General features: G+C 61.3%; 19 protein-coding genes. 10 read left to right on the forward strand and 9 right to left on the reverse strand.

Annotated features, from left to right (window positions below):
* The first annotated feature begins 168 nt into the window (after positions 1 to 168).
* Positions 169 to 1,392: a flagellin gene (locus tag BLT66_RS25350; protein ID WP_092762573.1), complete on the forward strand. Its 1,224-nt coding sequence runs from the start codon at positions 169 to 171 to the stop codon at positions 1,390 to 1,392.
* A gap of 154 nt (positions 1,393 to 1,546) precedes the next feature.
* On the opposite strand, the gene BLT66_RS25355 is transcribed toward BLT66_RS25350, so the two are convergent.
* The 8 genes from BLT66_RS25355 to BLT66_RS26995 all read right to left on the reverse strand — a co-directional run bounded on the left by BLT66_RS25355 (position 1,547) and on the right by BLT66_RS26995 (position 13,745).
* A complete protein-coding gene (locus BLT66_RS25355) occupies positions 1,547 to 2,326 on the reverse strand; it encodes a cephalosporin hydroxylase family protein (protein WP_092762575.1) in 780 nt (259 codons plus the stop codon).
* 14 nt (positions 2,327 to 2,340) lie between these two features.
* On the reverse strand, positions 2,341 to 3,099 hold the full coding sequence (locus tag BLT66_RS25360) for a class I SAM-dependent methyltransferase (protein ID WP_092762577.1): 759 nt from the start codon (positions 3,097 to 3,099) through the stop codon (positions 2,341 to 2,343).
* Between the two features lie 6 nt (positions 3,100 to 3,105).
* The gene (locus BLT66_RS25365; RefSeq protein WP_218922663.1) at positions 3,106 to 4,008 is read right to left on the reverse strand and encodes an NAD-dependent epimerase/dehydratase family protein; all 903 of its coding nucleotides are present in this window, start codon (positions 4,006 to 4,008) and stop codon (positions 3,106 to 3,108) included.
* Positions 3,999 to 5,228 carry a class I SAM-dependent methyltransferase gene (locus BLT66_RS25370; RefSeq protein ID WP_092762579.1) on the reverse strand — a complete coding sequence of 410 codons (1,230 nt, stop codon included), beginning with the start codon at positions 5,226 to 5,228 and terminating at the stop codon, positions 3,999 to 4,001. The genes BLT66_RS25365 and BLT66_RS25370 overlap by 10 nt, the downstream gene beginning before the upstream one ends.
* The gene (locus BLT66_RS25375; RefSeq protein ID WP_092762581.1) at positions 5,225 to 5,785 is read right to left on the reverse strand and encodes a dTDP-4-dehydrorhamnose 3,5-epimerase family protein; all 561 of its coding nucleotides are present in this window, start codon (positions 5,783 to 5,785) and stop codon (positions 5,225 to 5,227) included. Before BLT66_RS25375 ends, BLT66_RS25370 begins: the two co-directional genes overlap by 4 nt.
* Before the next feature lie 66 nt (positions 5,786 to 5,851).
* Positions 5,852 to 6,907, reverse strand: a complete 1,056-nt coding sequence (gene rfbG / locus BLT66_RS25380) for a CDP-glucose 4,6-dehydratase (RefSeq protein ID WP_092762583.1) — start codon at positions 6,905 to 6,907, stop codon at positions 5,852 to 5,854.
* Positions 6,907 to 7,686 (reverse strand): glucose-1-phosphate cytidylyltransferase, encoded by a 780-nt coding sequence (rfbF, locus tag BLT66_RS25385; protein ID WP_092762585.1) that lies wholly within the window; start codon positions 7,684 to 7,686, stop codon positions 6,907 to 6,909. Before rfbF ends, rfbG begins: the two co-directional genes overlap by 1 nt.
* Positions 7,683 to 13,745: an O-linked N-acetylglucosamine transferase family protein gene (locus tag BLT66_RS26995; RefSeq protein ID WP_218922664.1), complete on the reverse strand. Its 6,063-nt coding sequence runs from the start codon at positions 13,743 to 13,745 to the stop codon at positions 7,683 to 7,685. The genes rfbF and BLT66_RS26995 overlap by 4 nt, the downstream gene beginning before the upstream one ends.
* Positions 13,746 to 13,960: 215 nt before the next feature.
* Here BLT66_RS26995 and motA point away from each other — a divergent pair, with 215 nt between their 5' ends.
* From motA to BLT66_RS25440, 9 genes are all read left to right on the forward strand, one after another.
* Positions 13,961 to 14,821 carry a flagellar motor stator protein MotA gene (gene motA / locus BLT66_RS25400; protein WP_092762587.1) on the forward strand — a complete coding sequence of 287 codons (861 nt, stop codon included), beginning with the start codon at positions 13,961 to 13,963 and terminating at the stop codon, positions 14,819 to 14,821.
* Between the two features lie 17 nt (positions 14,822 to 14,838).
* Positions 14,839 to 15,801: a flagellar motor protein MotB gene (gene motB / locus BLT66_RS25405; protein WP_092762589.1), complete on the forward strand. Its 963-nt coding sequence runs from the start codon at positions 14,839 to 14,841 to the stop codon at positions 15,799 to 15,801.
* A 60-nt stretch (positions 15,802 to 15,861) separates the two neighbouring features.
* Positions 15,862 to 16,260: a chemotaxis response regulator CheY gene (gene cheY / locus BLT66_RS25410; RefSeq protein ID WP_092762591.1), complete on the forward strand. Its 399-nt coding sequence runs from the start codon at positions 15,862 to 15,864 to the stop codon at positions 16,258 to 16,260.
* The gene (locus BLT66_RS25415; protein ID WP_092762593.1) at positions 16,257 to 16,874 is read left to right on the forward strand and encodes a protein phosphatase CheZ; all 618 of its coding nucleotides are present in this window, start codon (positions 16,257 to 16,259) and stop codon (positions 16,872 to 16,874) included. The genes cheY and BLT66_RS25415 overlap by 4 nt, the downstream gene beginning before the upstream one ends.
* Before the next feature lie 90 nt (positions 16,875 to 16,964).
* Positions 16,965 to 18,122, forward strand: a complete 1,158-nt coding sequence (locus tag BLT66_RS25420) for an EscU/YscU/HrcU family type III secretion system export apparatus switch protein (RefSeq protein WP_092762595.1) — start codon at positions 16,965 to 16,967, stop codon at positions 18,120 to 18,122.
* A 50-nt stretch (positions 18,123 to 18,172) separates the two neighbouring features.
* On the forward strand, positions 18,173 to 20,200 hold the full coding sequence (flhA, locus tag BLT66_RS25425) for a flagellar biosynthesis protein FlhA (protein WP_255407089.1): 2,028 nt from the start codon (positions 18,173 to 18,175) through the stop codon (positions 20,198 to 20,200).
* A complete protein-coding gene (flhF, locus tag BLT66_RS25430; protein WP_092762599.1) occupies positions 20,197 to 21,636 on the forward strand; it encodes a flagellar biosynthesis protein FlhF in 1,440 nt (479 codons plus the stop codon). The genes flhA and flhF overlap by 4 nt, the downstream gene beginning before the upstream one ends.
* Positions 21,629 to 22,429: a hypothetical protein gene (locus BLT66_RS25435; RefSeq protein WP_092762601.1), complete on the forward strand. Its 801-nt coding sequence runs from the start codon at positions 21,629 to 21,631 to the stop codon at positions 22,427 to 22,429. Before flhF ends, BLT66_RS25435 begins: the two co-directional genes overlap by 8 nt.
* Positions 22,429 to 23,145: an RNA polymerase sigma factor FliA gene (locus BLT66_RS25440; RefSeq protein WP_092762603.1), complete on the forward strand. Its 717-nt coding sequence runs from the start codon at positions 22,429 to 22,431 to the stop codon at positions 23,143 to 23,145. The genes BLT66_RS25435 and BLT66_RS25440 overlap by 1 nt, the downstream gene beginning before the upstream one ends.
* A 69-nt stretch (positions 23,146 to 23,214) precedes the next feature.
* Here the strand turns inward: BLT66_RS25440 and BLT66_RS25445 are convergent, their stop codons facing one another.
* Positions 23,215 to 23,610 (reverse strand): hypothetical protein, encoded by a 396-nt coding sequence (locus tag BLT66_RS25445; protein WP_092762605.1) that lies wholly within the window; start codon positions 23,608 to 23,610, stop codon positions 23,215 to 23,217.
* Positions 23,611 to 23,624: the final 14 nt, after the last annotated feature.

Consider the following 23,624-nt stretch of genomic DNA (forward strand, 5'->3'; position numbering starts at 1 on the left):
ACAGAAAACTTTAGGCCTGACATGTAAATAACCCGGCTTTTCTGCCGCTTATCGCGCCACTGCATTTTCCCCCGATGTCCACAATTTACTTACCGCTCATGGTCGTTGGCCAGCTGAGCTGACCCGAACTGGCATAGGCCAACTTTCATCTGAAAAAGGAGCTCCGTAATGGCTGCAACGATCAACACGAATATCAATTCGCTCAATGCGCAGCGCAACCTGGCAACCTCGGCCAACTCGTTGGCGACGTCTATGCAACGCCTGTCCTCCGGCTTGCGGGTGAACAGCGCCAAGGACGATGCCGCCGGTTTGGCCATTTCGGAGCGCATGACCACCCAGGTGCGCGGCCTGACTGTCGGCGCGCGCAATGCCAACGACGGTATTTCGCTGGCACAAACCGCTGAAGGCGCTTTGGGCAAGGTTGGCGACATGCTGCAACGTATGCGTGAACTGGCTGTCCAGGCCAGCAATGCCACCAATAGCAAGGCCGACCGTGCCGCGCTGCAGGCCGAAGTGACCCAGTTGACCGACGAAGTGGACCGGATTGCCAAGCAAACCTCGTTCAACGGTAAAAAGATTCTCGACGGCTCGTTTGCCGGCGCAGTGTTCCAGGTGGGCGCCAACTCAGGCGACGTGGCATCGCTGGGCGCCTTGACCAACTCGACCGCCAAGGGATTGGCCGACGTGGCCTACGCCTTCGACCAGACCGCCAGCAACGTGGACGCTTCCGGCGTCAGCACGCTGACCTCCCTCGCCAGCAACACTTTGACGATTTCGGTCACCGGCGACACCGCAGCCTTTGATCTGGGCGCGATTGCCGCCGCCAATTCCGGCGAAGAACGCATGGGCCAGGTCATCGAAGCGATCAACCGCAAATCGGCTGACACCGGCGTCACCGCCTTCCTGTCGCAAAACGACGACCAGACCTACCGCATCGATCTGATGTCCAGCGAGCTGGATTCGGCGGGCGATGCCAAGGTCGTGACGCTGGCTGGTTTCACCACCGCCACCACCGGTCTGGCCGGCGGCGTGCTGGCTTCCAACATCAATTCCACCGACACCACCACAGACGCCTTGGGTATCGACACCTTGACGGTGGACACGCAGCGCAACTCCTGGGTGGCGCTGAAGAAGATCGACAAAGCCATCGACCAGGTGAACTCGGCCCGCGCCGGCCTGGGTGCTTTGCAAAGCCGCTTTGAAAGCGCGGTCAGCAACATCAGCATCCAGATCGAAAACCTGGCTGCTGCCAAGGGCCGGATCGTGGACGCTGACTTCGCCCAGGAAACCGCCAATCTGTCGCGCACCCAGATCCTGCAACAGGCCGGTACCGCCATGGTGGCCCAGGCCAACAAGCTGCCACAAAGCGTGCTGACCCTGCTGCAACAATAATCAGGCACCCGCGCCCCCAACAAAAAAGACCCCTCGGGGTCTTTTTTTGTTTGGGGCTCAGTTTTTAGACAAAATAGGGCTCCAGCGCTTATTTAGATTGCACCAGCAGCTATGGATAACATAGCAACTGGCGCTTTTGCATACAAACGCTTGCCTAGCCCACGCGCTTCAGGAAGCCTTCGGGCGCCACCGTCACCATCAACCGCGCCTCGGCGGTCGGGTCCACCGCAAACTCCGGGTGGCTCTTCAGCCACTGGCGGGTGGCGGTCTTGGGGTTGTTGCCGATGTCCCAGGGGCGGTCGGCAAAGAATTTGGGCGGCATGTCTTCCACAAAGGTGTCGAACACCACGCAGTAGCTGCCCGGGGTGACCAGCGGCGCATAAGCATCCAGCTCGCCCAGAACATGGTCGTGGGTGTGCATGGAGTCCAGAAACACCATCACTTTTTTATAGCCCTGCGCCGCTTCCCGTACCTGGGCCACCACATCGGGCGCGATCGACGAGCCTTGCACCATCTGGATACGGCTGGCCATGGGGTGGGCTTCGATGGCCGCACGGTTGTGCTCGCGGATGTCGATGTCGATGCCAATCACCTTGCGCGCCGAAACCCGCGGATCGATGCTGCTGCCGCTTTCAATCGCATCGCACATATCGAGCATGGCCAGCATGGACGCGCTGAGTATCAGCGAGCCACCGTGGGCAATGCCGGTTTCGATGATCAGATCGGGCCGCACCGTCCACACCAGCTCCTGCATGGCCACCATGTCCTGCGGATACTGGATGATGGGCCGACCCAGCCAGTCAAAGTTGTATACATACTTTTTATCCATCGACGTTTGCAGCCATTGGCGCGACAGGTCTTTGAACGCGGCGTCTTGCGCGTAGGCGCTGAGCCGCTCTTGGCGCTCGGCAGCGAATTGCTGTTCTGGGGTCATGTTTGCTCCTAATATCAACGCTTAATAACCAGGCCTTGGCCTGTGGGGAGCTCCAGCACGTGGTAGCCCCGGGCCGCAAACCAGGAATCTTCGGCCAGCTTTTGGCCGCGGTAGGCAATCCAGCCGTAGTCGTCCAGCACCAGCAAGGCGCCGGGCACCATGCGTTCGAACAAGACCTCCAGCGCGCTGACCTCGGCCGGAGCATTGTTCATGTCCAGATGCATGAAGGCAATTTTCTCCGGTGCAACCTGTTCCAGCACATCGGGAATTTTGCCTTGCGTCACCACCACGTTGGGCATGTCGGCAAAGCGGTCGACCACCGACTTGGCCAGCTGTTTGCTGTGCTCGGGCATGGCATGGTGGGGCATGGTGGGGTCGTGGTCGAACAAGTCATACAAAAAGTAGCGCTTGCCCACCTTGGCGAAGTCGACCGTCTCGCAGACGATGCGCACGCTCGTGCCTTTGTAACAGCCACCTTCCACAAAATCGCCCTCCAGCCGCAGGCCGTTGCGCACGCCCCACAGCAGCACGGAAGTCCGCCAGATGATCGCCCGCTCGACCTCGGTGGTCACGTTTTTCTCGACCGCTGCCATGAAAGGCGCGTCTTCCAGAAAGCTCAGGTTGCGGTTGTAGGTAAAAAGATTGTCGCCCGCATAAATGCCAACCTGCGCCTTGACGGCATTGATGCAGTGCTGCACGCCCTTGGTGAAGTCATCCGGGTCGGTGGTCCCCCAGAACATGGTGCTCAGGTGGTTGTTTGTCAGATTCGCCATAGTGGGTCAGGTCCTCGTTAAAGATGGGTGCTCAACCAGGGCGGCCAGGCCCTGCTCCAGCGTAAAGGCAGGTCGCCAGCCGGTGGCCAGCAAGCGGGTGTTCTCGCCGACCAGCATCGGCGGGTCGCCAGGGCGGGCGGTCGCCAGGGCCAGCACCGGGGCCGGGTCGGCGTTACATAAACCGGCCAGGGTCTGCACCACGTCGCCAATCAGCGCCGGCTGGCCCGAGCAGATATTGAAGTTGCCTTTGCAACCCTGCACCAGCAGGGTCACCAGCGCATTCGCCGCATCCGGCACGTACAGCATGCCGCGGTAAGCCGCCAGATTCACGCCGAACGGCGCCGCCTGACCGCGGAACACCCGCAGCAGCGAGGGCAGCATGCGCTGGCTGGCCTCGCCCGGGCCGAACGGAAAGAAGATATGGCCCCAGGCCAGCGACACACCACGGGCTGCACACAGCGCCGCGGCCATGCGGCGGGTCGCATCCTTGGCCACACCGTACAAGGTGGCGGGCGCATAGGGCGTGGCGTCTTCGCGCAGATAACCGGCTGCCCAGTCGTATTCGGCACAGGTGCCGGCGATGGCCGCATGCCGGCCACCGGCGTCGCAAAAGGCCTGCAGCAGGCGCAGGGTCGCATCGACCCAACGGAAGTTCAGCGGCGACGCCCAGTACACGCCGTATTCGGTGGTCCAGGCCAGGTGCATTAGGTGGGTGGCGCCGGCCTGCTGTACCGCCGCAGCCAGATTCGTGCCGTCGAGCAGGTCGCAGTGCACCAGCGGCACATCTTCAAAACCGGCCGGCAGGCTGCGCCCCAGCACCACCACCTCGCAGCCCTGCGCGCGCAGGCTGGCCAGCACGTAGCGGCCCAGGTAGCCGCTGGCGCCGGTGAGCAGTACCTTCACGGCCACACGACCAGTCCCGGCACCGCGGTGATGAAACGGCCACCCCAGTCGCGGATATAGGCCAGCTGTTCCATCACCTCGGCCTGCAGGTTCCACGGCAGTATCAGCACATAGTGCGGCTGCTGGGCGCGCAACTGGGCTTCATCGACGATGGGGATGCGGCTGCCAGGCAGGTACTTGCCCTGCTTGGCAGGGTTTTTGTCCACCACATAGGGCAGCAGGTGCGGGCGCACGCCGGCAAAGTTCAGCAAGGTATTGCCCTTGGCTGCGGCTCCGTAGGCCGCAATGCTGTGGCCGGCATGTGCGGCACTTACCAAAAATGAGAGCAGCTCGCGCGCTATCCGCCTGCTCTGGGCACCGAATTGGCTATAAAAATCGGGGGTCCGCATGCCCACGGCCTCCTCGGCCTGCAGCACCTGCTGCACTGTCGGGCTCAATGGCTGGGTGCCGGTATCGGCACGCTGGGCGTAAACGCGCAGGCTGCCGCCGTGGGTGGGCAGCTCTTGCACATCGAACACCTGCAGGCCGTTGGCCGCAAAAATGCGCTGCACGGCGGTGAGCGACAAATAGGAATAGTGCTCGTGGTAGGCAGTGTCGAACTGGCACTGCCGCACCATTTGCTGCAGGTGCGGGAACTCGAAGGTCGCCACGCCCTGGGGCTTGAGCAGTACGGCAAAGCCGGCGACGAAGTCGTTGATGTCCGGCACATGGGCCAACACATTGTTGGCCGCGGTCAGATCCGCCTGCTGGCCTTTTGCCGCCAGCTCCTGCGCCAGTTCCACGCCGAAGAAGCGCTCCACCACAGCAATGCGCTTGGCCTTGGCCGCGGCCGCGGTGCTGGCGGTCGGCTCAATGCCATAGCAGGGCACGCCAGCGGCCTGCACGTACTGCAGCAGGTAGCCGTCGTTCGACGCCACCTCGACCACCATGCTCTGCGCGCCGAGCGCAAAGCGCTGCTGCATCGCATCCACATAGCTTTTGGCATGGGCCAGCCAGGAGCTGGAGAAGCTGCTGAAGTAAGCGTAGTCGTCGTTGAACAGCGCGTCGCGGCCCGCATGGTCTTCGGTCTGCACCAGCCAGCAGTTCTCGCAGACCAGCAGGCGCAGCGGATACCAGAGCTCAGGTGCGTTCAGCGTGGTCTCGGTCAAATAGGCGTTGCTGGGCGGGGCGCTGCCCAGGTCCAGGAACGGCAGGCTCAGCGCACTGGCGCAGTGGCGGCATTTCACAAATGCACTCCTTCAAAATCGTCGCTTATCAAAGCATGTTGGGCGTCGCGCGGTGACAGGCCTTGCACCGGCAACGGCCAGGCGATGGCCAGGTGCGGGTCTTGCACATGCAAGGCGGCCTCGCTCTGTGCCGCATAAGGCTGGGAATGGCAGTAGAGCATTTCCACGTTATCGGTCAGCGCCTGGAAGCCGTGGGCAAAGCCGGGGGGAATCAGCAGTGCGCACTGGTTGTCGGCGGACAGGCGTTCGGCATGCCATTGCAGAAAGGTGGGCGAGCCGCGGCGCAGGTCCACTGCCACATCCCAGACTTCGCCCTGCAAGCAGTTCACCAGCTTGGTCTCGGCATGCGGCGGGTGCTGGAAATGCATGCCGCGCACCGTGCCCCGTTGGGCGGTAAAGGTATGGTTGATCTGGGCAATGGGGCCGGTCCACCCCGCCAGGGCTAACTCTTCGGCGCAGAACAGGCGCGACAGAAAACCCCGCGCATCGCCCAGGCGCTGGCGCTGCACGCGCTGCAGCCCGGCCAGGGGGGTGGGTTGGATGTCAAACCGACTCATAGGTCAAATAGGCCATTGGCGCAGTCATACATTGCACCAGCAGCTACAAATAAAATAGCAAGCATATTACAGCAGGCCATAGGCGGCAATCTGCGCGCGGCTGACCGCCGCCATGTCTTTGCCCGCCAGCCAGGCGCGCTGCCAGGCCACGGTGTACTCCAGCGCCTGGTCCAGGCTCCAGCGCGGCTGCCAACCGAGTTCGGCGCGGGCGCGGGTGATGTCCAGCCGCAGCTGGCCGGCCTCGTGCGGATGCACGCCACCATCTGGAATTTCAACCTGGGCGCCCTGCCCCCAGAGCGCGGCCAGGCGCTGCGCCACCTGGCCAACGGTGGCGTCACCCCGCGCATCGGGGCCAAAGTTCCAGGCGCTGGCGGCGTGGCAAGGCTGTTGAAGCAGCGCCTCGGCCAGGCGCAGATAGGCCGATAGCGGCTCCAGCACATGCTGCCAGGGACGCACCGCGCCGGGGTAGCGCAAGTGCACCGGCCGCTGGGCGGCAAAGGCCTGCAGGCAGTCGGGCACCAGGCGGTCTGCCGCCCAGTCGCCGCCGCCAATCACGTTGCCCGCGCGGGCGGTGGCGATCTGCGCTGCACCGGCCGCATGGAAAAAGCTGGCGCGGTAGCTGGCGGTGACGATTTCCGCCGCCCCCTTGCTGGCGCTGTACGGGTCGTGGCCGCCGAGCGCATCGCTTTCGCGGTAGGGGTAGACCCATTCACGGTTGTCGTACACCTTGTCGGTGGTCACCACCACCACGGCCCGCACACTGGGAACGGAACGCACAGCTTCGAGCAGATGCGCCGTGCCCATCACATTCGTGGCAAAAGTACCCAAGGGATCGGCATAGCTGGCGCGCACCAGCGGCTGGGCCGCCAGATGGAACACCACCGTGGGCTGGGCGGCGGCCAGCGCGGCCTGCAAGGCCACCAGGTCGGCCAGATCGGCACGGGTGTCGCTGGCCAAGGTATCGGCCACGCCTGCCACCTCGAACAGACTGGGCTGGGTGTTGGGGTCCAGCGCATAGCCGTGCACCTGGGCACCCAGCGCCTGCAGGCACAGGCTGAGCCAGCCGCCCTTGAATCCGGTGTGGCCGGTGAGGAAAACGGGGGTATCGGTCCAAACGCCCATTACCAGCGCTTCCAAGGGGCTTTGCCGGAGGACCAGAGTTCTTCCAGCAGGTTTTTCTCGCGCAGAGTGTCCATGGGTTGCCAGAAACCGGTGTGTTCATAGGCCATGAGCTGGCCCTCTGCGGCCAGCCCGGCCAATGGCTCGGCCTCCCAGCTGGTGGTGTCGCCGGCGATGCGGTCCAGCACCTGGGGGGAGAGCACGAAGAAGCCGCCGTTGATCAGGCCGCCACCCGCGTCACCACCGCGCGGCTTTTCGGTGAATCCCTGCACCACGTCGCCGTCCATGCGCAGCGCGCCATAGCGGCCCGGGGGCTGCACGGCGGTGACGGTGGCCAGCTTGCCGTGCTGGTGGTGGAAGGCGATGCTGGCGCTGATGTCCACGTCGGACACGCCATCGCCGTAGGTGAAGCAGAAAGCAGCCTCGTCTTTCAAATAGTCGGCCACGCGCTTCAGACGGCCGCCGGTCATGGAGTCGTCGCCGGTATCCACCAGGGTCACCTTCCAGGGCTCGGCATGCTTGTGGTGCACTTCCATGCGGTTGCTGGCCATGTCGAAGGTCACGTCGGACATGTGCAGGAAGTAGTTGGCGAAGTATTCCTTGATGATGTAGCCCTTATAGCCGCAGCAGATCACGAAGTCGTTCACGCCGTGGGCCGAGTACATCTTCAGGATGTGCCAAAGAATGGGCTTGCCGCCGATCTCGATCATAGGCTTGGGGCGCAGATGCGTTTCCTCGGAAATCCGGGTGCCCAAGCCCCCGGCCAATATCACTGCTTTCATTTTTGCTGCTCCTTCCAGCGCGCAAACATCTGGCCATAGGCCTGCTCGACCTTGCGCGTAAAACCCGCCTCGTCCATCAGTTGGCTGGCCTGCATCTGGGCACGCAGCGTGCCGCGCAGCTGGGCCAGGGCCGGCAGGTCCGACGCCAGGGCGACGACCTTGTCTACATACTCCGCTTCGGTCTGGGCAATCCACTCCGGATGGCCCACCCCGTGCAGGATGGCGCTGCCGATACGGCCTACGCTGGGCCGGCCGGCCAAGGTGACGAACGGCAGACCCATATACAGGGTCTCGAACAAGGTGGTGCCCGAGTTGTGCGGGAAGCAGTCCAGGCCGATGTCGATGCCGCGCAGCACGTTCCACGGCGGGCTGCTGTAGTCGATGTGCAGCCGATCCCGGTCTATGCCGTAGGCGACAAACTTCTGGGCTACCGATTCCTGCACCACCTGGTCTTTGAACGAGCTGCTGTCCATCACCAGATGGGCCGTGGGCAGGCGCTGCAGTATCTGCGCCCAGACGCGGATAGTGTGGTGGTTGATGCGCACGCCGCGGGTCAGGGTGCCTAGGGTGACATAGCCACGCTCCAACGCCGGCAAAGTGCTGACTTCGCCCATGCTCGGGCTGGGGCGGTAGGCGGCATAGCTGCCGTCGGGCAGGCGCCAGGGTTGCTCCGAGAACAGATGCTCACAACCGGCCGGAGCGCTGGCGGCGTCGGTCAGGTAGTAGTCGATGGCCTTCAGGCCGGTGGTGTAGCCAAAACCCATCCAGCTCAGAGATACCGGCGCCGGCTTGCGCGCAAACACGCCCAGGCGGTTGCCGGCGGTGTGGCCCGCCAGGTCCACCAGGATGTCGATACCGTCAGCGCGGATGCGCTGGGCCAGTGCGTCGTCGCTCATGCCGCGGGTGGGTACCCAGTGCTCTACGTATTGCTTGTAACGCTGAGTGGCCGCATCTTCCTTCACCAGATCGGCGTAGGCATAAACATCCACCACGCTGCGGTCATGCTGGGACAGCAGCGGCTCCATGAAGAAGGTACACGCATGGCCTTTGAAGTCAGGCGACATGTAACCGACCTTCAGCCGGCGCCCGGCTGCGGACGGATTGCTGTGCGGTAGCCAGGCCGACCGGTGCGGAGCACCAAAAAGCCGGTCGAACTCGGCGTAGTTGGCGTAGATCTCCTCCGCCGTTTTATCGGCGTCGTAGTTCAGCGCAAACAGCAGGCTGGAGAAAATACCCACCAGTTGCGGCTCCAAGGCCATGGCACGGCGGAAACTCACCTCCGCCTCGGCCAGGCGCCCCTGCATCAGCAGGACCACCGCATGGTTGGCCCAGCCGGCCACAAACTCGGGCTTGATTTCCAGAGCCTTGACGGCGCAGACCTCGGCCTCCACCAGTCGGCACTGCTCCTTGAGAATGCCGCACAGATTGCTCCAGGCCTCGGCGGCCTGGGGTTCGATCTCCACAGCCCGGCGCAAATCAGCCTCGGCTTCGGCCAGCAAGCCCAGCTCACCCAGGAAATTGCCGCGGTGGAAGTAGCCCACATGGCTGTCGTCCGACACATCGACAGCTTTGCGGAAGCTGACCTCGGCCTCGGCCCGCCGTCCTTGCTGCTGCAAGACCCGGCCCAGATGCAAAGCCGCCTGCATATCGTCGGGCTTGAGCCGCAGCAGGCTGCGCCAGACCGATTCCGCCTCGACCAGCCCTCCCGACTCCTGCAGCAAACCGCCCAGGCTTTGGTGCGAGGCCTCGAAGTCGGGTTTGAGCCGCAGGGCTTCGCGGTAGCAAGGAATGGCCTCGTTACGCCGCCCCTGGCCCACCAGGGTATTGCCCAGGTTGTGGTGCGCCTCGGCGTCGCCCGGCTGCAGAGCAATCAGCGCTCGGTAGCAGGGCTCGGCCTGCCGCATCAGACCCTGCTGCTCATAGGCCATGGCCAGGTTGAACAGCGCCTCGGTGTCGTCGGGCAGGAGCTGCACGGCGCGTTGCTTGGCCTGCAAAGCCGCATCGACATGGCCACACTTTTGCGCAAACGAGCCCAGCAGCTTCCAGCTGTAGCCGTGGCGCGGATAGCGAGCGACCAGGGCTTGCGCAGCTTGCTCGCCTTCCACAAAAGCCTGCTCCTGGTACAGGCGCACCAGGCCGTTCATCGCGTCTGCACTGGGCGCGGCCTCGACCGCCCCCTCGGCAGTACGACTGACCCAGCGCTCGAACATCTGGCCATAGGCCTGCTCGACCTTGCGGGCAAAGCGTTTTTCATCCATCAATTGGCTGGCCTGCATCTCTGCGCGCAAACCGGCGCGCAGCAGGGCCAGGGCCGGCAGATCGGATGCCAGGGCGACGACTTTTTCTACGTATTCGTCTTCGGTCGTGGCAATCCACTCCGGGCGGCCGAGACCGTGCAGGATGGCACTGCCGATACGGCCCACGCTGGGGCGGCCGGCCAGGGTCACATAGGGCAGGCCCATGTACAGGGTCTCGAATAAGGTGGTACCCGAGTTGTGCGGGAAGCAGTCCAAGCCGATGTCGATGCCGCGCAGCACATCCCAGGGGGGGCTGTTGAAGCCGATGTGCAGGCGCTCGCGCTCTATGCCCAGGGCCACAAATTTCTGCACCACGTCTTCTTGTACCGCCGCGTCTTGGAAAGACCGGCTGTCGACCACCAGATGGGCCGTCGGCAAACGTTGCAGCACCCGGGCCCAGACGCTGACCGTGTGGTGGTTGATGCGCACCCCGCGGGTCAGGGTGCCCAGGGTGACGTAACCGCGCTCCAGGGCAGGCAAGGGGTTCACCTCCCCCATGCCGTCGCCCGGGCGGTACACCGCATAGCAGCTGTCCGGCAGGCGCCAGGGCTCCTCGGAGAACAGAGCTTCGCTGCCCACCGGGGCGCTGGCCTCGTCCGTCAGGTAGTAATCGATGGCACGCAGGCCGGTGGTGTAGCCGTAGCCCATCCAGCTCAAGGACACCGGTGCTGGTTTGCGCGCGAACACGCCCAGGCGGTTGCCTACGGTATGGCCGGCCAAATCGACCAGGATGTCGATGCCGTCGGCCCGGATACGCTGGGCCAGATCGGCGTCGCTCATGCCGCGCGTGGGCACCCAGTGCGCCACATGGCGCTGGTAACGCTGGGTGACCGCATCTTCCTTGTTCAGCTCGGCGTAGGCCGTGACCTCGACGACGGCCGGGTCGTGCCACGCCAGCAAGGGCTCCATGAAGAAAGTGCAGGAATGGCTGCGGAAGTCGGGCGACACATAGCCGACCCGCAAGCGCCGGCCCAGGCTACGGTCATTGCCATGTGCGACCCAGTCACCCCGGTACGGATCACCAAAGCGCCGCTCGTATTCGCGGTAAGCCTCAAAAATGGTTTCAGCGCTGTGCTCGGGGTGGTAGTTCAGTGTGAACAAAAAATTGTCGTACACCCATTTGTGCTGGGGTTTCAGCGCCAGCGCCGCCCGGAAATTGGTTTCCGACTCGGCAATACGACCCATTTTTTGGTACGTGATGGCGAGGTTGTTATAGGCTTCTGCGTAATCAGGGTTCAGCGCCAAGGCCCGCTGCAAAGCGGCCTCGGCCAGCATGTAGTGCCCCTGGTCTTGCAGCGACTGGCCCAGGTTACAGGCCGCCTCGGCGTCCTGCGGCATCAGCTCCACGGCCTTCTTTTTGGCTGCCAGCGCCTCGTCCACCAGACCCAAGGGGTGCAGCATGGCGCCAAGGGCTTTCCAGCCAAAGCCTTCGCGAGGGTACAAGCGCACCATTTCGCGTGCGGCCTCAGCCCCCGCCACAAAGTCACGCGACTCGAAGAACGAGGCCAGCAAGCGCATCTCGTCCGCGCTAGGCGCATCGCGGCGCGTCACCAGCGATGTGTTGTCCACCTGCGCTACAGGGCTCTGCTGGGCCCAGCGCGCAAACATCTCGCCATAGGCCTGCTCGACCTTGCGCGTAAAACCCGCCTCGTCCATCAACTGGCTGGCCTGCATCTGCGTACGCAGCGTGCCGCGCAGCTCGGCCAGGGCCGGTAGGTCCGACGCCAGGGCGACGACCTTATCCACATATTCGTCTTCGGTCTGCGCAATCCATTCCGGATGGCCGACCCCGTGCAGGATGGCGCTGCCGATACGGCCTACGCTGGGGCGGCCGGCCAGGGTCACATAGGGCAGACCCATGTACAGGGTCTCGAATAAGGTGGTACCCGAGTTGTGCGGGAAGCAGTCCAAGCCGATGTCGATGCCGCGCAGCACATCCCAGGGGGGGCTGTTGAAGCCGATGTGCAGGCGCTCGGCCGCAATTCCATAGACGCCAAATTTGCCTATCGCAGCGTCTCGCACAGTCGCATCTTTGAAAGAGCTGCTGTCGATGACGATGTGGGCCGTGGGCAGACGCTGCAGTATCTGGGCCCAGACACGGATGGTGTGGCGGTTGATACGCACGCCGCGGGTCAGGCTGCCCAGGGTGACATAGCCGCGCTCCAGCGCGGGCAAAGTGCTGACTTCGCCCATGCCGACGCCTGGGCGGTACACGGCGTAGCTGGAATCGGGCAAGCGCCAGGGCTGTTCAGAGAACAAATGCTCGCAGCCGGCCGGTGCACTGGCGGTGTCGGTCAGGTAGTAGTCGATGGCCTTCAGGCCGGTGGTGTAGCCAAAACCCATCCAACTCAGGGACACCGGCGCCGGCTTGCGTGCAAACACGCCCAGGCGATTGCCAGCAGTATGGCCAGCCAGGTCCACCAGGATGTCGATGCCGTCGGCGCGGATGCGCTGGGCCAGCGCGTCGTCGCTCATGCCGCGGGTGGGTACCCAGTGCTCTACGTATTGCTTGTAACGCTGGGTGGCCGCGTCTTCTTGCGTCAACTCGGCGTAGGCATAGACATCGACGAGATTGCGGTCGTGCTTGGACAGCAGCGGCTCCATGAAGAAGGTGCAGGCATGGCCCTTGAAGTCGGGCGACACATAGCCGACCTTCAAGCGCCGCTGTGCATTGCGCGGATTCTGGTGCGGAGCCCAACTAGCGCGGTGCGGCAATCCAAAGCGCTCCTCGTACTCGCCGTAGGTCTGAAATATGTCTTCTGCGCTCTTGTCTGGGTGGTAATTCAATACAAACAGCAGATTGTCGAAGGCGATACGGTAGTCGGCCTTGGCCGCCACTGCCTTTTGCAGCACGGCAACGGCCTCATCCACCTGGCCATGCACATTGAAAATGCCGCTCAGGTTATTCAGCGCCTCCGCGAAACCGGGTTGTATGGCGATTGCGCGCTCAAAACAGCGGTGCGCCGCATCCACCTGGCCGTCTGCGTTCAAGGCCAAGCCGAGGTTATTGAAAGCCTCAGCGTAATCCGGCTTGACGGCCACACAGGCCTGTAAAACTTCGATGGCCTGCTGGGTCTGGCCCAGCTCGAAATACGAGCGGCCCAAATTGCACAGGCCTTCTGCGTCCTCTGGCAAAAGCTGTACGGCTTTTAACTTGGCTGCCAAAGCCTCTTCCTTCTTGCCCTGCGGCTGCAGCATGGTGCCCAGCGCCTTCCAGGCGAAACCATTTTCCGGGCAGCGCTGCACCAGCGCCCGGGCGCGCGCTTCGCCCTGCGCATAGTCACCTTGGTTGAACAGCTGCACCAGGGCCTGCATCTCTTCGGCCGACGGTTCAGCTGGCACAGGCGACGCGGTATGTAGCGACAGCCGAGGCAGCCGCTCACTCAAGGCGTTCATGGCAGCCAATTGCAAACCCTGGGCCTGGGCCAGCGGCAGCACCTCGCGCGCCAGATCGAAATGTTGGCAGCGGATCAAGGCGTCGATGTAGCTAAACCAGAACTGCGGACGCCCCGCGTCCGCATTCAGTGCAGCCTCGAAATGTGGCAATGCTTCTTGTGGCCGCAGCAGCTGCACGGCCAGCAAAACCCCCAGATTGTGGTGCGCATCCGCATGCAGTGGCTCCGCTTCCAGCACTGCGCGGTACAAGGCTTCCGCAGACCCGAACTCCCATTTTTTATGGGCCTCCAACGCCTGCTGCAAGGTATCCTGCGTCGCGTCCGCATCGGGCAAGACAAGACTGGCAGCGTCCGTCAAATCAGTCATAGTCAATCAGCCTTGCGTAAGAGATGGTTTACAGGACATCCGTCTCATGGGAGGATAAACCTTCAACTCCCTGCAGCAAGGCCCGATTAAATGCCATTTTGTGGTCCTTATTTTTAAAGTAAGGTGCAACAAATCCGATACATTTAGACAGGTTAAAAGCCGCTTTTGATAACGATGCATCCCTATACCGCCCTAACTCTTGCGCGACCCCAGACATGATCGTCCTCATCGGCTATGCCGTCTCCATGGGTTGCATCTTCGGTGTCTACATCTTCCACGGTGGCAACATCGCTGTAATTTTGAAGGCCTTGCCGTTCGAGCTGATCACCATTTTCGGCGGCGCACTGGGGGCCTTTGCGGTAAACAACCAGCCTAAAGTACTCAAAGCCACCATGGCCCTGCTGCCGCAGGCGCTCAAGGGCTCAAAGTACACCAAGACCCGCTACCTGGAGCTGCTGTCCCTGCTGTATGACATCCTGCAAAAGGCCCGCAAAGAAGGGTTGATGGCCATCGAGGGTGACGTGGAGTCCCCGCACGAATCAGAGCTTTTCAAAAAATACCCCACGGTGGGCAGCGATCACCACGTGGTGGAGTTCATGACCGACTACCTTCGGATGATGGTGTCCGGCAATCTGAACGCCCACGAAATCGAATCGCTGATGGACAGCGAGATCGACACCCACCACGCCGAAGCCCACGCACCCATCGCAGCCATTGCGCGGCTGGCGGGCGCTTTGCCCGCTTTCGGGATTGTGGCGGCGGTGCTGGGGGTGGTGAACACCATGGGCTCAGTAGGCCAACCGCCGGCGGTGCTGGGCGGCATGATCGCCTCCGCTCTGGTAGGTACCTTCCTGGGGATCTTGCTTGCATATGGCGTTGTGGAACCTCTTGGCGGGCTGCTGGAGCAAAAAACCGAGGATGGCGCCAAAGAGCTGCAATGCATGAAATCCACCTTGCTGGCCAGCATGCAGGGCTACAACCCCGCTACGGCCATCGAATTTGGCCGAAAAGTATTGTTTTCAACGGACCGCCCCAGTTTTGCGGAGCTGGAAGGCCATGTCCGTGGCAAAAAATAACTTAGCAGAAAGCGGGTATGGCGAGCGACGGTAAAAAGCTCCAACCGATCATCGTCAAGAAGATCAAGAAAGGCGGCCATGCCGTGCATGGCGGCGCCTGGAAGATTGCTTACGCCGACTTTGTGACCGCCATGATGGCGTTCTTTTTGCTGATGTGGCTGCTGGGCTCCACCTCGGAGGGCGACAAAAAGGGCTTGTCTGACTTTTTCAACACCCCGCTGAAGGTGGCCATGCAAGGTGGTAGCGGCGCCGGTGCGAGCAACAGTATTTTGTCTGGCGGTGGTTCGGATCTGACCAAATCGGCCGGCCAAGGCACACGCGGCACAGGGGACGATCCGGCCAAGAAGAAAATGGATGATGCCGCGGCCAAGGCAGAGATTGCCAAGCAGGATGCCCAACGCATCTCCAGCTTGCGCGCCAAAATCGACTCCTTGATCACCAGCAGCCCCAGACTGAGCGAGTTCCGCTCGCAAATTCGCCTAGAAACCACACCCGATGGGTTGCAGATTCAAATCGTGGACGAACAAAATCGCCCCATGTTTGACAGTGGCAGCGCCCTGGTAAAACCCTATATGCGTGAGATTTTGCGAGAAATCGGCAGCGCCCTCAACGAAGTCGAAAATCGCATCAGCCTGGCCGGACACACCGACAGTACCCCCTACGGCAACGGTGAACGGGGCTACAGCAACTGGGAACTATCCGCCGACAGGGCGAATGCGTCGCGCCGAGAATTGGTGGCCGCTGGCATGCCAGATGCGAAAATGGCGCGCGTCGTCGGCCTGGCTGCCAGCAATTTGATGGACACCAAAAATCCTTTGGCCCCCGTAAACCGCCGGATCAGTATTACGATCATGACCAGAGAAGCAGAGGAACGGCTAATGGGCAATGCCACAATAGCTGATCCTGTAACAATTGAAACACCATCCGTTACCAACATGACATCCGCACCAACGCCCGCACGAGGCGTGCAGAAACCATGAGAACGCCGAGAACCCTCACAATGCGCCTTATTTCAGCAACCTCCATCGAAAGGGTCACACGTGGCAACTGACCTGCGTTTCCTCATTGTTGACGACTTTTCAACCATGCGTCGTATTGTCCGCAACCTGCTCAAGGAAAGCGGATTTCCTGACGCAGAAGAAGCCGAAGATGGCGTCGCCGCCATGCAAAAGCTTCGCAGCGGCGTACATTTCGACTTTGTTGTCAGCGACATCAATATGCCGAACATGAACGGCTTTCAACTCCTTGCGGAAATCAAGGCAGATGAGAAGCTCAAGCATCTCCCTGTATTGATGGTCACCGCCGAGGCCCGCAAAGAAGACATCGTGGCAGCTGCCCAGGGTGGCGCGGCCGGCTACATCGTCAAACCCTTTACCAAAGCCACGCTGGAAGAAAAGCTTGTGCACATTCTCAAAAAGAATGGGCTGATTCCAGCATGAGCGCCGCAGCCCTTCCCGCCGACGGGGACCTTCAACCGGCAGTGCACCAAAAGCTGGGCATGCTGACGCGGCAGCTGCACGACTCATTGAATGAACTGGGCTATACGGACAAGCTAAAAGGTAGCGTGGAAGAGCTACCCGACGCGCAAAGCCGCCTCACCTACATCGCGCGCCTGACGGGCGAGGCGGCCGAAAAAGTACTTAGCCGCGTCGACCTGGCCAAGATTCAGCACGACTTCATTGCCGCAGAAACCAGCCGCCTGGCCGCGCTGATCGTAAAAGATCCGGTAGCAGCTGTGGCAACAGGTGCTGTATACAATTTTGTAGCAGACGTAGACCGCGCGAGCAAAGAAATTGATTCCCATCTGACCGAAATCATGATGGCGCAAGATTTCCATGATCTGACCGGCCAGGTAATTGCCCGTGTAGTCAACCTGACTGCCACGATTGAACGGCAATTGATCGAATTGTTAATCCAGACAGCCCCCGCGACACAGCTTGTGGCCAAGGTACCCGAGGGATTGGCCGGCCCCGTGGTGGACCCTAATTCGCGAACCGATGTCGTAACCGACCAATCGCAGGTCGATGATTTGCTGGCCAGCCTAGGCTTCTAACTTCGCTAACAAGCCCTTCTAAATCCCGTTTATCGGGCTTTAGAAAAATGGCCGGATGCAGACAATGGGGTTTCATAAAACTCCAGTGCCATGGACTCATCCAGCCAAGACAAAAGCCTACCCGCGACCGAGCGCAAGCTGCAGCAAGCGCGCAAGGACGGGCAGGCGTCACGCTCCAAAGACTTGTCGCATCTGGCGGTTCTGGGTGCGGGCTCGGCGGCATTGCTGGTTTTGGCGCCGACCTTCCTGGAGCGTTTCAAGTTGGCCATGAGCCAACAACTCTCCTTTACCGCCAGCACGCTGGCAAACAACGGCAGCATGCTGGATCGCCTGCAAGACATGGTGCTGATCGGCATGATCGCCAGCGCCGTTTTCGCAGGCATCGTAATGGTTGCGGCAGTGGGAAGCGCAGTTGCCGCTGGCGGATGGGTGACCAGCCTGAAACCCATCATGCCGGACTTGAGCCGCCTGAACCCGATCTCCGGTTTCGGCCGCCTGTTCTCCAAAGAGCAAGTTACAGAAGTTATCAAATTGATAGCAATCACCGCAGTACTGATAACGGTCGCATGGACATTTTTATCCAATAGTCTGAATACGGTTGCACTCCTGGTGCTGCAGCCTTCCGCAGCTTCAATCCAGCAGTTGGCCAACTGGATTACCTCGGGCATGAGCCTTTTACTGCTGGTCGTTTTTGCATTGGCAGCCATCGACGTACCTTTGCAGACCTTTCTGATGAAGTCGCGGTTGAAGATGTCGCACCAGGAAGTGAAGCAAGAACACAAAGAGTCCGATGGTAATCCGCAGATGAAGGGCAAGATGCGCGCTCGAGCCCGTGAAGTAGCCCAGCGCAGCAGTGTCGGCGCGGTGCCCAAGGCGGACTTCGTGCTCATGAATCCAACGCACTTTGCGGTCGCCCTGCGCTATGACGAAAAAACCATGCGCGCGCCGCAAGTCATTGCCAAAGGCGCCGACCTGGTGGCCATGAAAATACGGGACGTGGCCAACGCCAACGCCGTGCCGGTGTTCCAGTCCCCCATGCTGGCCCGCGCACTGTATGCCCATGCCGAGATCAATGGCGAGATTCCGTCAGCCCTGTACACCGCAGTAGCCCAGGTGCTGGCCTATGTATACCGGGTCAAAGCCGCCATGCGTGGCGAAGGCACCATGCCCGATAGCTTCCCGCAGCCCGATGTTCCGCCTGAGCTGGACCCCCTGAGTAAAACCATTCTGGCCGAGGCCACACCGTGAACCCGCAACTCAAATCAGCCCAACAGTGGTTCAACACCAACCGGTCGCTGATGCAGGGCGTGTCTGCGCCCATCATGGTGATGACCATTTTGGCCATGATGGTCCTGCCCATGCCTGCATGGCTGCTGGACACCTTCTTCACCATCAATATCGCCGTTGCACTGATGGTGATGATGGTCGCCGCCTACATGGTGCGGCCCCTGGACTTTGCCGCCTTCCCATCTGTTCTGCTGCTCACCACGCTGATGCGCTTGTCGCTCAACGTGGCGTCCACCCGGGTTGTGCTGCTGGAAGGCCATACCGGCGCGGGCGCTGCAGGCGCGGTGATTGAGGCCTTTGGGCACTTCCTGATCGGCGGCAACTTTGCGGTGGGTTTGATTGTTTTCGCCATTTTGGTGGTCATCAACTTCATCGTCGTGACCAAAGGCGCAGAGCGTATTGCGGAAGTTTCTGCGCGCTTTACGCTGGACGCGATGCCCGGCAAGCAAATGGCCGTCGACGCCGACCTGAACGCGGGCTTGATCAATGACGCAGAAGCCAAACGCCGCCGGGCCGAAGTGGGCGAAGAAGCCGACTTTTTTGGTTCGATGGATGGCGCATCCAAGTTTGTCCGGGGTGATGCGATTGCCGGCATTTTGATTCTGCTGATCAATATCGTCGGCGGCTTCACCATCGGCGTGCTGCAACACGGTTTGACGGCATCCAAGGCCGCCGACACCTACATCCTGCTGGCGGTAGGTGACGCCCTGGTTGCGCAGATCCCCGGCCTGCTGATCTCCATCGCAGCCGCCATGGTGGTGTCGCGAGTGGGCAAGGACGACGACATTGGCAAGCAGATCATCCACCAACTGTTCGACTCCCCCAAGGTCTTGGGCATCACGGCCGGCATCTTGGCGTTCATGGGCATCATTCCCAACATGCCGCACACGGTGTTTTTGTCCATGGCTGCCGTCTTGGGCTATAGCGCCTGGGCCATCTCCAAACGCCCTGCCCCGGTGGATTCCACCGCCATCGTGGCGCCTCCGCCAACCGATGGCGAAGCTACCTGGGACGACCTCCAGCCCGTCGATCTGCTGGGACTGGAGTTGGGCTACCGCCTGATTACGCTGGTAGATAAGACCCGCCCTGGCGATCTGCTCACCCGAATCAAAGGGGTACGTCGCAAGTTCGCACAAGAGGTGGGCTTTCTGCCGCCGCCCGTCCATGTGCGTGACAACCTCGACCTCAAACCCAGCGCTTACCGCATTACTTTGCGCGGCGTTGTAGTGGGCGAAGGCGAGGCCTTCCCTGGGATGTACCTGGCCATCAACCCCGGCGGCATCACCACCCCACTGATTGGCACGGCCACCACCGATCCGGCCTTCGGTCTGCCCGCACACTGGATCGACGAACGGCAAAAGGAAGCGGCACAAATGGCTGGCTTTACCGTGGTTGATTCGGAAACCGTGATGGCTACACATTTGTCACACTTGATGCAAGTGCAGGCGGCCAGGTTGCTGAGCCGCACAGAGACGCAACAACTGGTGGAGCATGTCAGCAAGCTGGCCCCCAAACTGATCGAAGAAGTGGTTCCCAAAATGGTGTCTATCGCCACGTTCCAGAAAGTCTTGCAGCTCTTGCTGGAAGAGTCTGTGCACATCCGCGATATCCGAACCATTGTGGAATGCCTGGCCGAGCATGCTGGCAGCACCACCGATCCGGCCGACCTGGCCCGCCGCGTACGCATTGCGCTGGCTCCGGCCATCGTGCAACAAATCTACGGCCCGACCCGCGAACTGAACGTGATCGCCATCGAGCCCGGCCTGGAACGCATGCTGGTGCAAGCCCTCGGCAATGCCGCCGGCCCGGCACTGGACCCCGGCGTTGCCGACCTGCTGACCCGCAATGTGGCGGACGTCGCCCTCCAGCAAGAAGAGCTGGGTGTACCCGCCTGCCTGCTGGTTCCAGACCAAATTCGCAATGCCATTTCGCGGCTGGTGCGCCGGGTAGCCCCCCGCCTGCAAGTGCTGGCGCACAGTGAAATTCCAGAAACCCACACCATCCGCATTGGCCCCATTCTCAAAGGTGCACTCACATGAACATCCAACGCTTTCACGCTGCTACGTCCCGCGAAGCTTTGGCCAAGGCCCGCGCGGTTTTTGGTGAGGGCACGCTCATCCTGTCCAACCGCCCGACCGCCACAGGCGTTGAAGTGGTAGCGACCGCAGAAGATGCCCTGTCCTCACTAGACCGGGCATCAGAGCCGTCCGGCCTGGGCCAGACCCATGCGGCACCGGCCTCGTCTTCCGCGGCCACCCAGGCTATGGCCCAGATACCGGTGGAAGAAGACACCGAGCAACTGGCCATGAGCACACTGTCGTTCCAGGACTATGTGCGCGAACGCATGCTCCGCCGCCGCCATGAAACCAGCACGGGTTTGCGGGACGAAATCTTCCCCCCCAAGGTGGATGCACAACCCAGCGTTGCAACGCCCGTTCCGCAAGCCCAACGCGCGCAGCATGCCGCGCCCTTTGCAACGGCCCCGGTGGCTCGCCCCAAGCCAGCGCCCGCATCGGCAGTGATGAACTCCAAGGGCATCGTGGACGAACTGCAAGCCATGAAGGACATGATTGAAGAGCGCTTCAACACCATGGCCTGGCTGGGCAAAACCAAACAGGATCCCATCCAGTCCAATTTGATGCTGAAGATGATCCGTGCAGGCTACTCGCCAGCCTTGGCCCGCGCCGTGATCGAGCGGCTGCCAGAGGATGCCAACCCTGCAGAGGCCGTACGTTGGCTGATGGAGGTACTGGAGCGCAATCTACGCACCGATGCCGGAGCCAAACCCTTGTTTGACCAAGGTGGCATCTATGCACTGGTCGGCGCCACCGGCGTAGGTAAAACCACCACCGCCGCCAAGCTCGCAGCCCATTGCGTACGGGTTCATGGTGCCAACAGTGTTGGCCTGATCACGCTGGACACTTACCGGATTGCCGCACACGAACAACTACGCGCTTTTGGTCGCATGCTGGGCGTGGTGGCGCATCTGGCCCACGACCGGGCCGCTCTGCAAGACCTGCTTGGCTTGCTGGGCAACAAGAAGATGGTGCTCATCGATACCACAGGCATTGCCCCCAAAGACCCACGCAAGCGGGACATGATGGATGTGCTGGACCTGCCTGGTGTCAATCGCCTGCTGGTGCTCAATGCCGGCAGCCACGGCGACACCATGGACGAGGTGCTGACCTCTTTCAAGACCCGGGGCGTACAACAAGCCATCCTGTCCAAAATCGACGAAGCAGCCAAGCTGGGCCCTGCATTGGACGCCATCATCCGGCACCAACTGGTGCTGCGCGGCGTGTGCAATGGCCAGCGCGTGCCCGAGGACTGGGAGGCGGCTGACGCTAAAAAGCTGGTTCGGGCTTCCATGCGCTCCACCACCAAATCCGCATTTGACCCCAAGGCGGTGGATCTGAACTTCTTCTTTACCCCCGCTTCGCCTTCCCCTGCCCGCAAGGAACGGGTACATGCTTGAGTCGTGTATCGACCAAGGCGAAAGCTTGCGCCGAATGGCGCCGCAGGCCGCCTGGAGTGTGATTGCCATGGTGACCCGGGGGGACTCCGACACGGAGCTTCCCCTGCTATGGCAAATCTGCGCAGTGTTACAGAGCTTCAACTACCGCATCACCGTACTGGACGCAAGCTCAACGGAAACCGATGACAATCCAGGTTTACAGAACTTACTGGATCACGCACACTGGCTGGAAGATGTGCCATCAGACACCTCTCCATGGCATATCGTGCCAGCCCGCTTAGGGCTTGGCCGCATAGCAAGCCAATATAGTCGGGGACACCGCATGCCGCTGCAACCCTTGGGCCACTTGTTTCGCAACTGCGACCTTGTCGTGGTGTATGCGGACGCCCACATGCTGGCCGCTTTGTTGCCGGGTAGCCAAGTGCGGCCGTTGCTGGCGGTCGCTCCAGGCAGAGCATCTATCATTGGTGCCTATAAAAGCTTCAAGAAATTGCTCCTGCAAGCCCAGTTGGTACCCCTTATCGCATCCGTGGTGAGCAATCCGTTTAAGAATGCGGAAAATTTGGCCAAAACCACCGGCCGCGCGCTACAGCAATGCGCCCAAATCCATCTGGGCTGCCATACAGAATTCATGACGGTTCGCACCTTTCCGCAACAGCACAAGCATTGGAACGACGCCCATCCGCTCGCGCTGCGCTTGATGGCCAATGCGATTCCGATAGCGCACAGCCTGGCGGATGCAGGTAGAGCGCCGTCCCCCACCCCTTTCGGCTATCGGGCAGGGGCATATTGATGTACACCGCGAAAGGCCATCTGGACCGGGAGCACATGATCCGCCAGTATGTCCCTCTGGTTCGACGGTTGGCGCACCACATGATCGCCAAGCTGCCGCCGAATATCGAGCTCGACGACCTGATCCAGGTTGGCATGATCGGATTGTCCGAAGCCCTGACCCGCTACGAAGTTGCCCAGGGCGTGCAGTTTGAAACCTTTGCGACGCAACGCATCCGCGGCGCAATGATTGATGAATTGCGCGAGGGTGACTGGATGTCCCGGGGTTCACGCAAGAGCCAGAAGGAAATCGAGCGTGCAGTGCAGCGCCTGGAGCAAAAGCTCGGCCGCAGCCCACTGGAATCAGAAATCGCCGCCGAGCTGGAAATGGATCTGGCCGATTACCAGGAGCTGCTGGGCAAAGTCCGCGGCACCCAGTTGGTATATCTAGAAGACATGACCGGCGGTTCTGACGAGGAATCCAGTTTCCTGGACCGGCATATCGCCGACGAAAGCGCCGACCCTGTCCATTTGCTGCGCGACCACAGGCTACGCGCGTCCCTGGTAGAAGCCATCAAAACCCTGCCAGAGCGGGAGCAGTACATCATGAGCATGTACTACGAAAACGACTTGAATCTCAAGGAAATTGCAGCCGTACTGGAGATTACCGAATCCCGGGTCTGCCAGCTGCACAGCCAATCGATTGCCCGACTGCGCGCCAAGATGCGTAGCCACTGAGGTGTTTTTACACTCGCCCATAAAAAATCGCCCTGGTGGGCGATTTTTTATGGGCGAGGCCGGGGCATATCAAGTGGCAACCGCCGCATAGATACGGGCAGAACCGCCACGGTAAGCAGCCGCCTTTACGCCTCCTGAATAAGTTGCCAGCGACTGCGCCTGGGGCAATACGGTCACCAAGGTGCGGTCCACCACTACTGCACGCCGGATCAAGCTCTCGCGCTGCTGTGTCAAAGTCAGTGAAATCTTTGCCAAACGCAGGCGCATGTTCGCATCCAAAGATTTCAAACCCGTAGCAGCCGGTACTACGCGCGCCATATCGACCATCGCCTGGCGCAATGAGGTGCTGGCAGCTTCCAGCACCAGCGGCTCACCAGCGAGTAGGGCGGAAGAGACATCGTCGAGCAGTTGCTCGACTGTGGACAAACTGGCTTCTAGGCCAAGGGATGAATGGTTAGCAGCCATATTCAAAGACCTCG

This window comes from Rhodoferax sp. OV413, from assembly GCF_900104385.1.
Taxonomy (GTDB): Bacteria; Pseudomonadota; Gammaproteobacteria; order Burkholderiales; family Burkholderiaceae_C; genus Rhodoferax_B.

Coding starts and splice junctions, on each gene's coding strand:
- BLT66_RS25350 (WP_092762573.1), top strand. CDS start 169: ATGGCTGCAACGATCAACACGAATATCAATTCGCTCAATGCGCAGCGC.
- BLT66_RS25355 (WP_092762575.1), bottom strand. CDS start 2,326: ATGACCCCAGAACAGCAATTCGCTGCCGAGCGCCAAGAGCGGCTCAGC.
- BLT66_RS25360 (WP_092762577.1), bottom strand. CDS start 3,099: ATGGCGAATCTGACAAACAACCACCTGAGCACCATGTTCTGGGGGACC.
- BLT66_RS25375 (WP_092762581.1), bottom strand. CDS start 5,785: ATGAGTCGGTTTGACATCCAACCCACCCCCCTGGCCGGGCTGCAGCGC.
- rfbG (WP_092762583.1), bottom strand. CDS start 6,907: ATGGGCGTTTGGACCGATACCCCCGTTTTCCTCACCGGCCACACCGGA.
- rfbF (WP_092762585.1), bottom strand. CDS start 7,686: ATGAAAGCAGTGATATTGGCCGGGGGCTTGGGCACCCGGATTTCCGAG.
- BLT66_RS26995 (WP_218922664.1), bottom strand. CDS start 13,745: ATGACTGATTTGACGGACGCTGCCAGTCTTGTCTTGCCCGATGCGGAC.
- motA (WP_092762587.1), top strand. CDS start 13,961: ATGATCGTCCTCATCGGCTATGCCGTCTCCATGGGTTGCATCTTCGGT.
- motB (WP_092762589.1), top strand. CDS start 14,839: ATGGCGAGCGACGGTAAAAAGCTCCAACCGATCATCGTCAAGAAGATC.
- BLT66_RS25415 (WP_092762593.1), top strand. CDS start 16,257: ATGAGCGCCGCAGCCCTTCCCGCCGACGGGGACCTTCAACCGGCAGTG.
- BLT66_RS25420 (WP_092762595.1), top strand. CDS start 16,965: ATGGACTCATCCAGCCAAGACAAAAGCCTACCCGCGACCGAGCGCAAG.
- flhA (WP_255407089.1), top strand. CDS start 18,173: ATGCAGGGCGTGTCTGCGCCCATCATGGTGATGACCATTTTGGCCATG.
- flhF (WP_092762599.1), top strand. CDS start 20,197: ATGAACATCCAACGCTTTCACGCTGCTACGTCCCGCGAAGCTTTGGCC.
- BLT66_RS25435 (WP_092762601.1), top strand. CDS start 21,629: ATGCTTGAGTCGTGTATCGACCAAGGCGAAAGCTTGCGCCGAATGGCG.
- BLT66_RS25440 (WP_092762603.1), top strand. CDS start 22,429: ATGTACACCGCGAAAGGCCATCTGGACCGGGAGCACATGATCCGCCAG.
- BLT66_RS25445 (WP_092762605.1), bottom strand. CDS start 23,610: ATGGCTGCTAACCATTCATCCCTTGGCCTAGAAGCCAGTTTGTCCACA.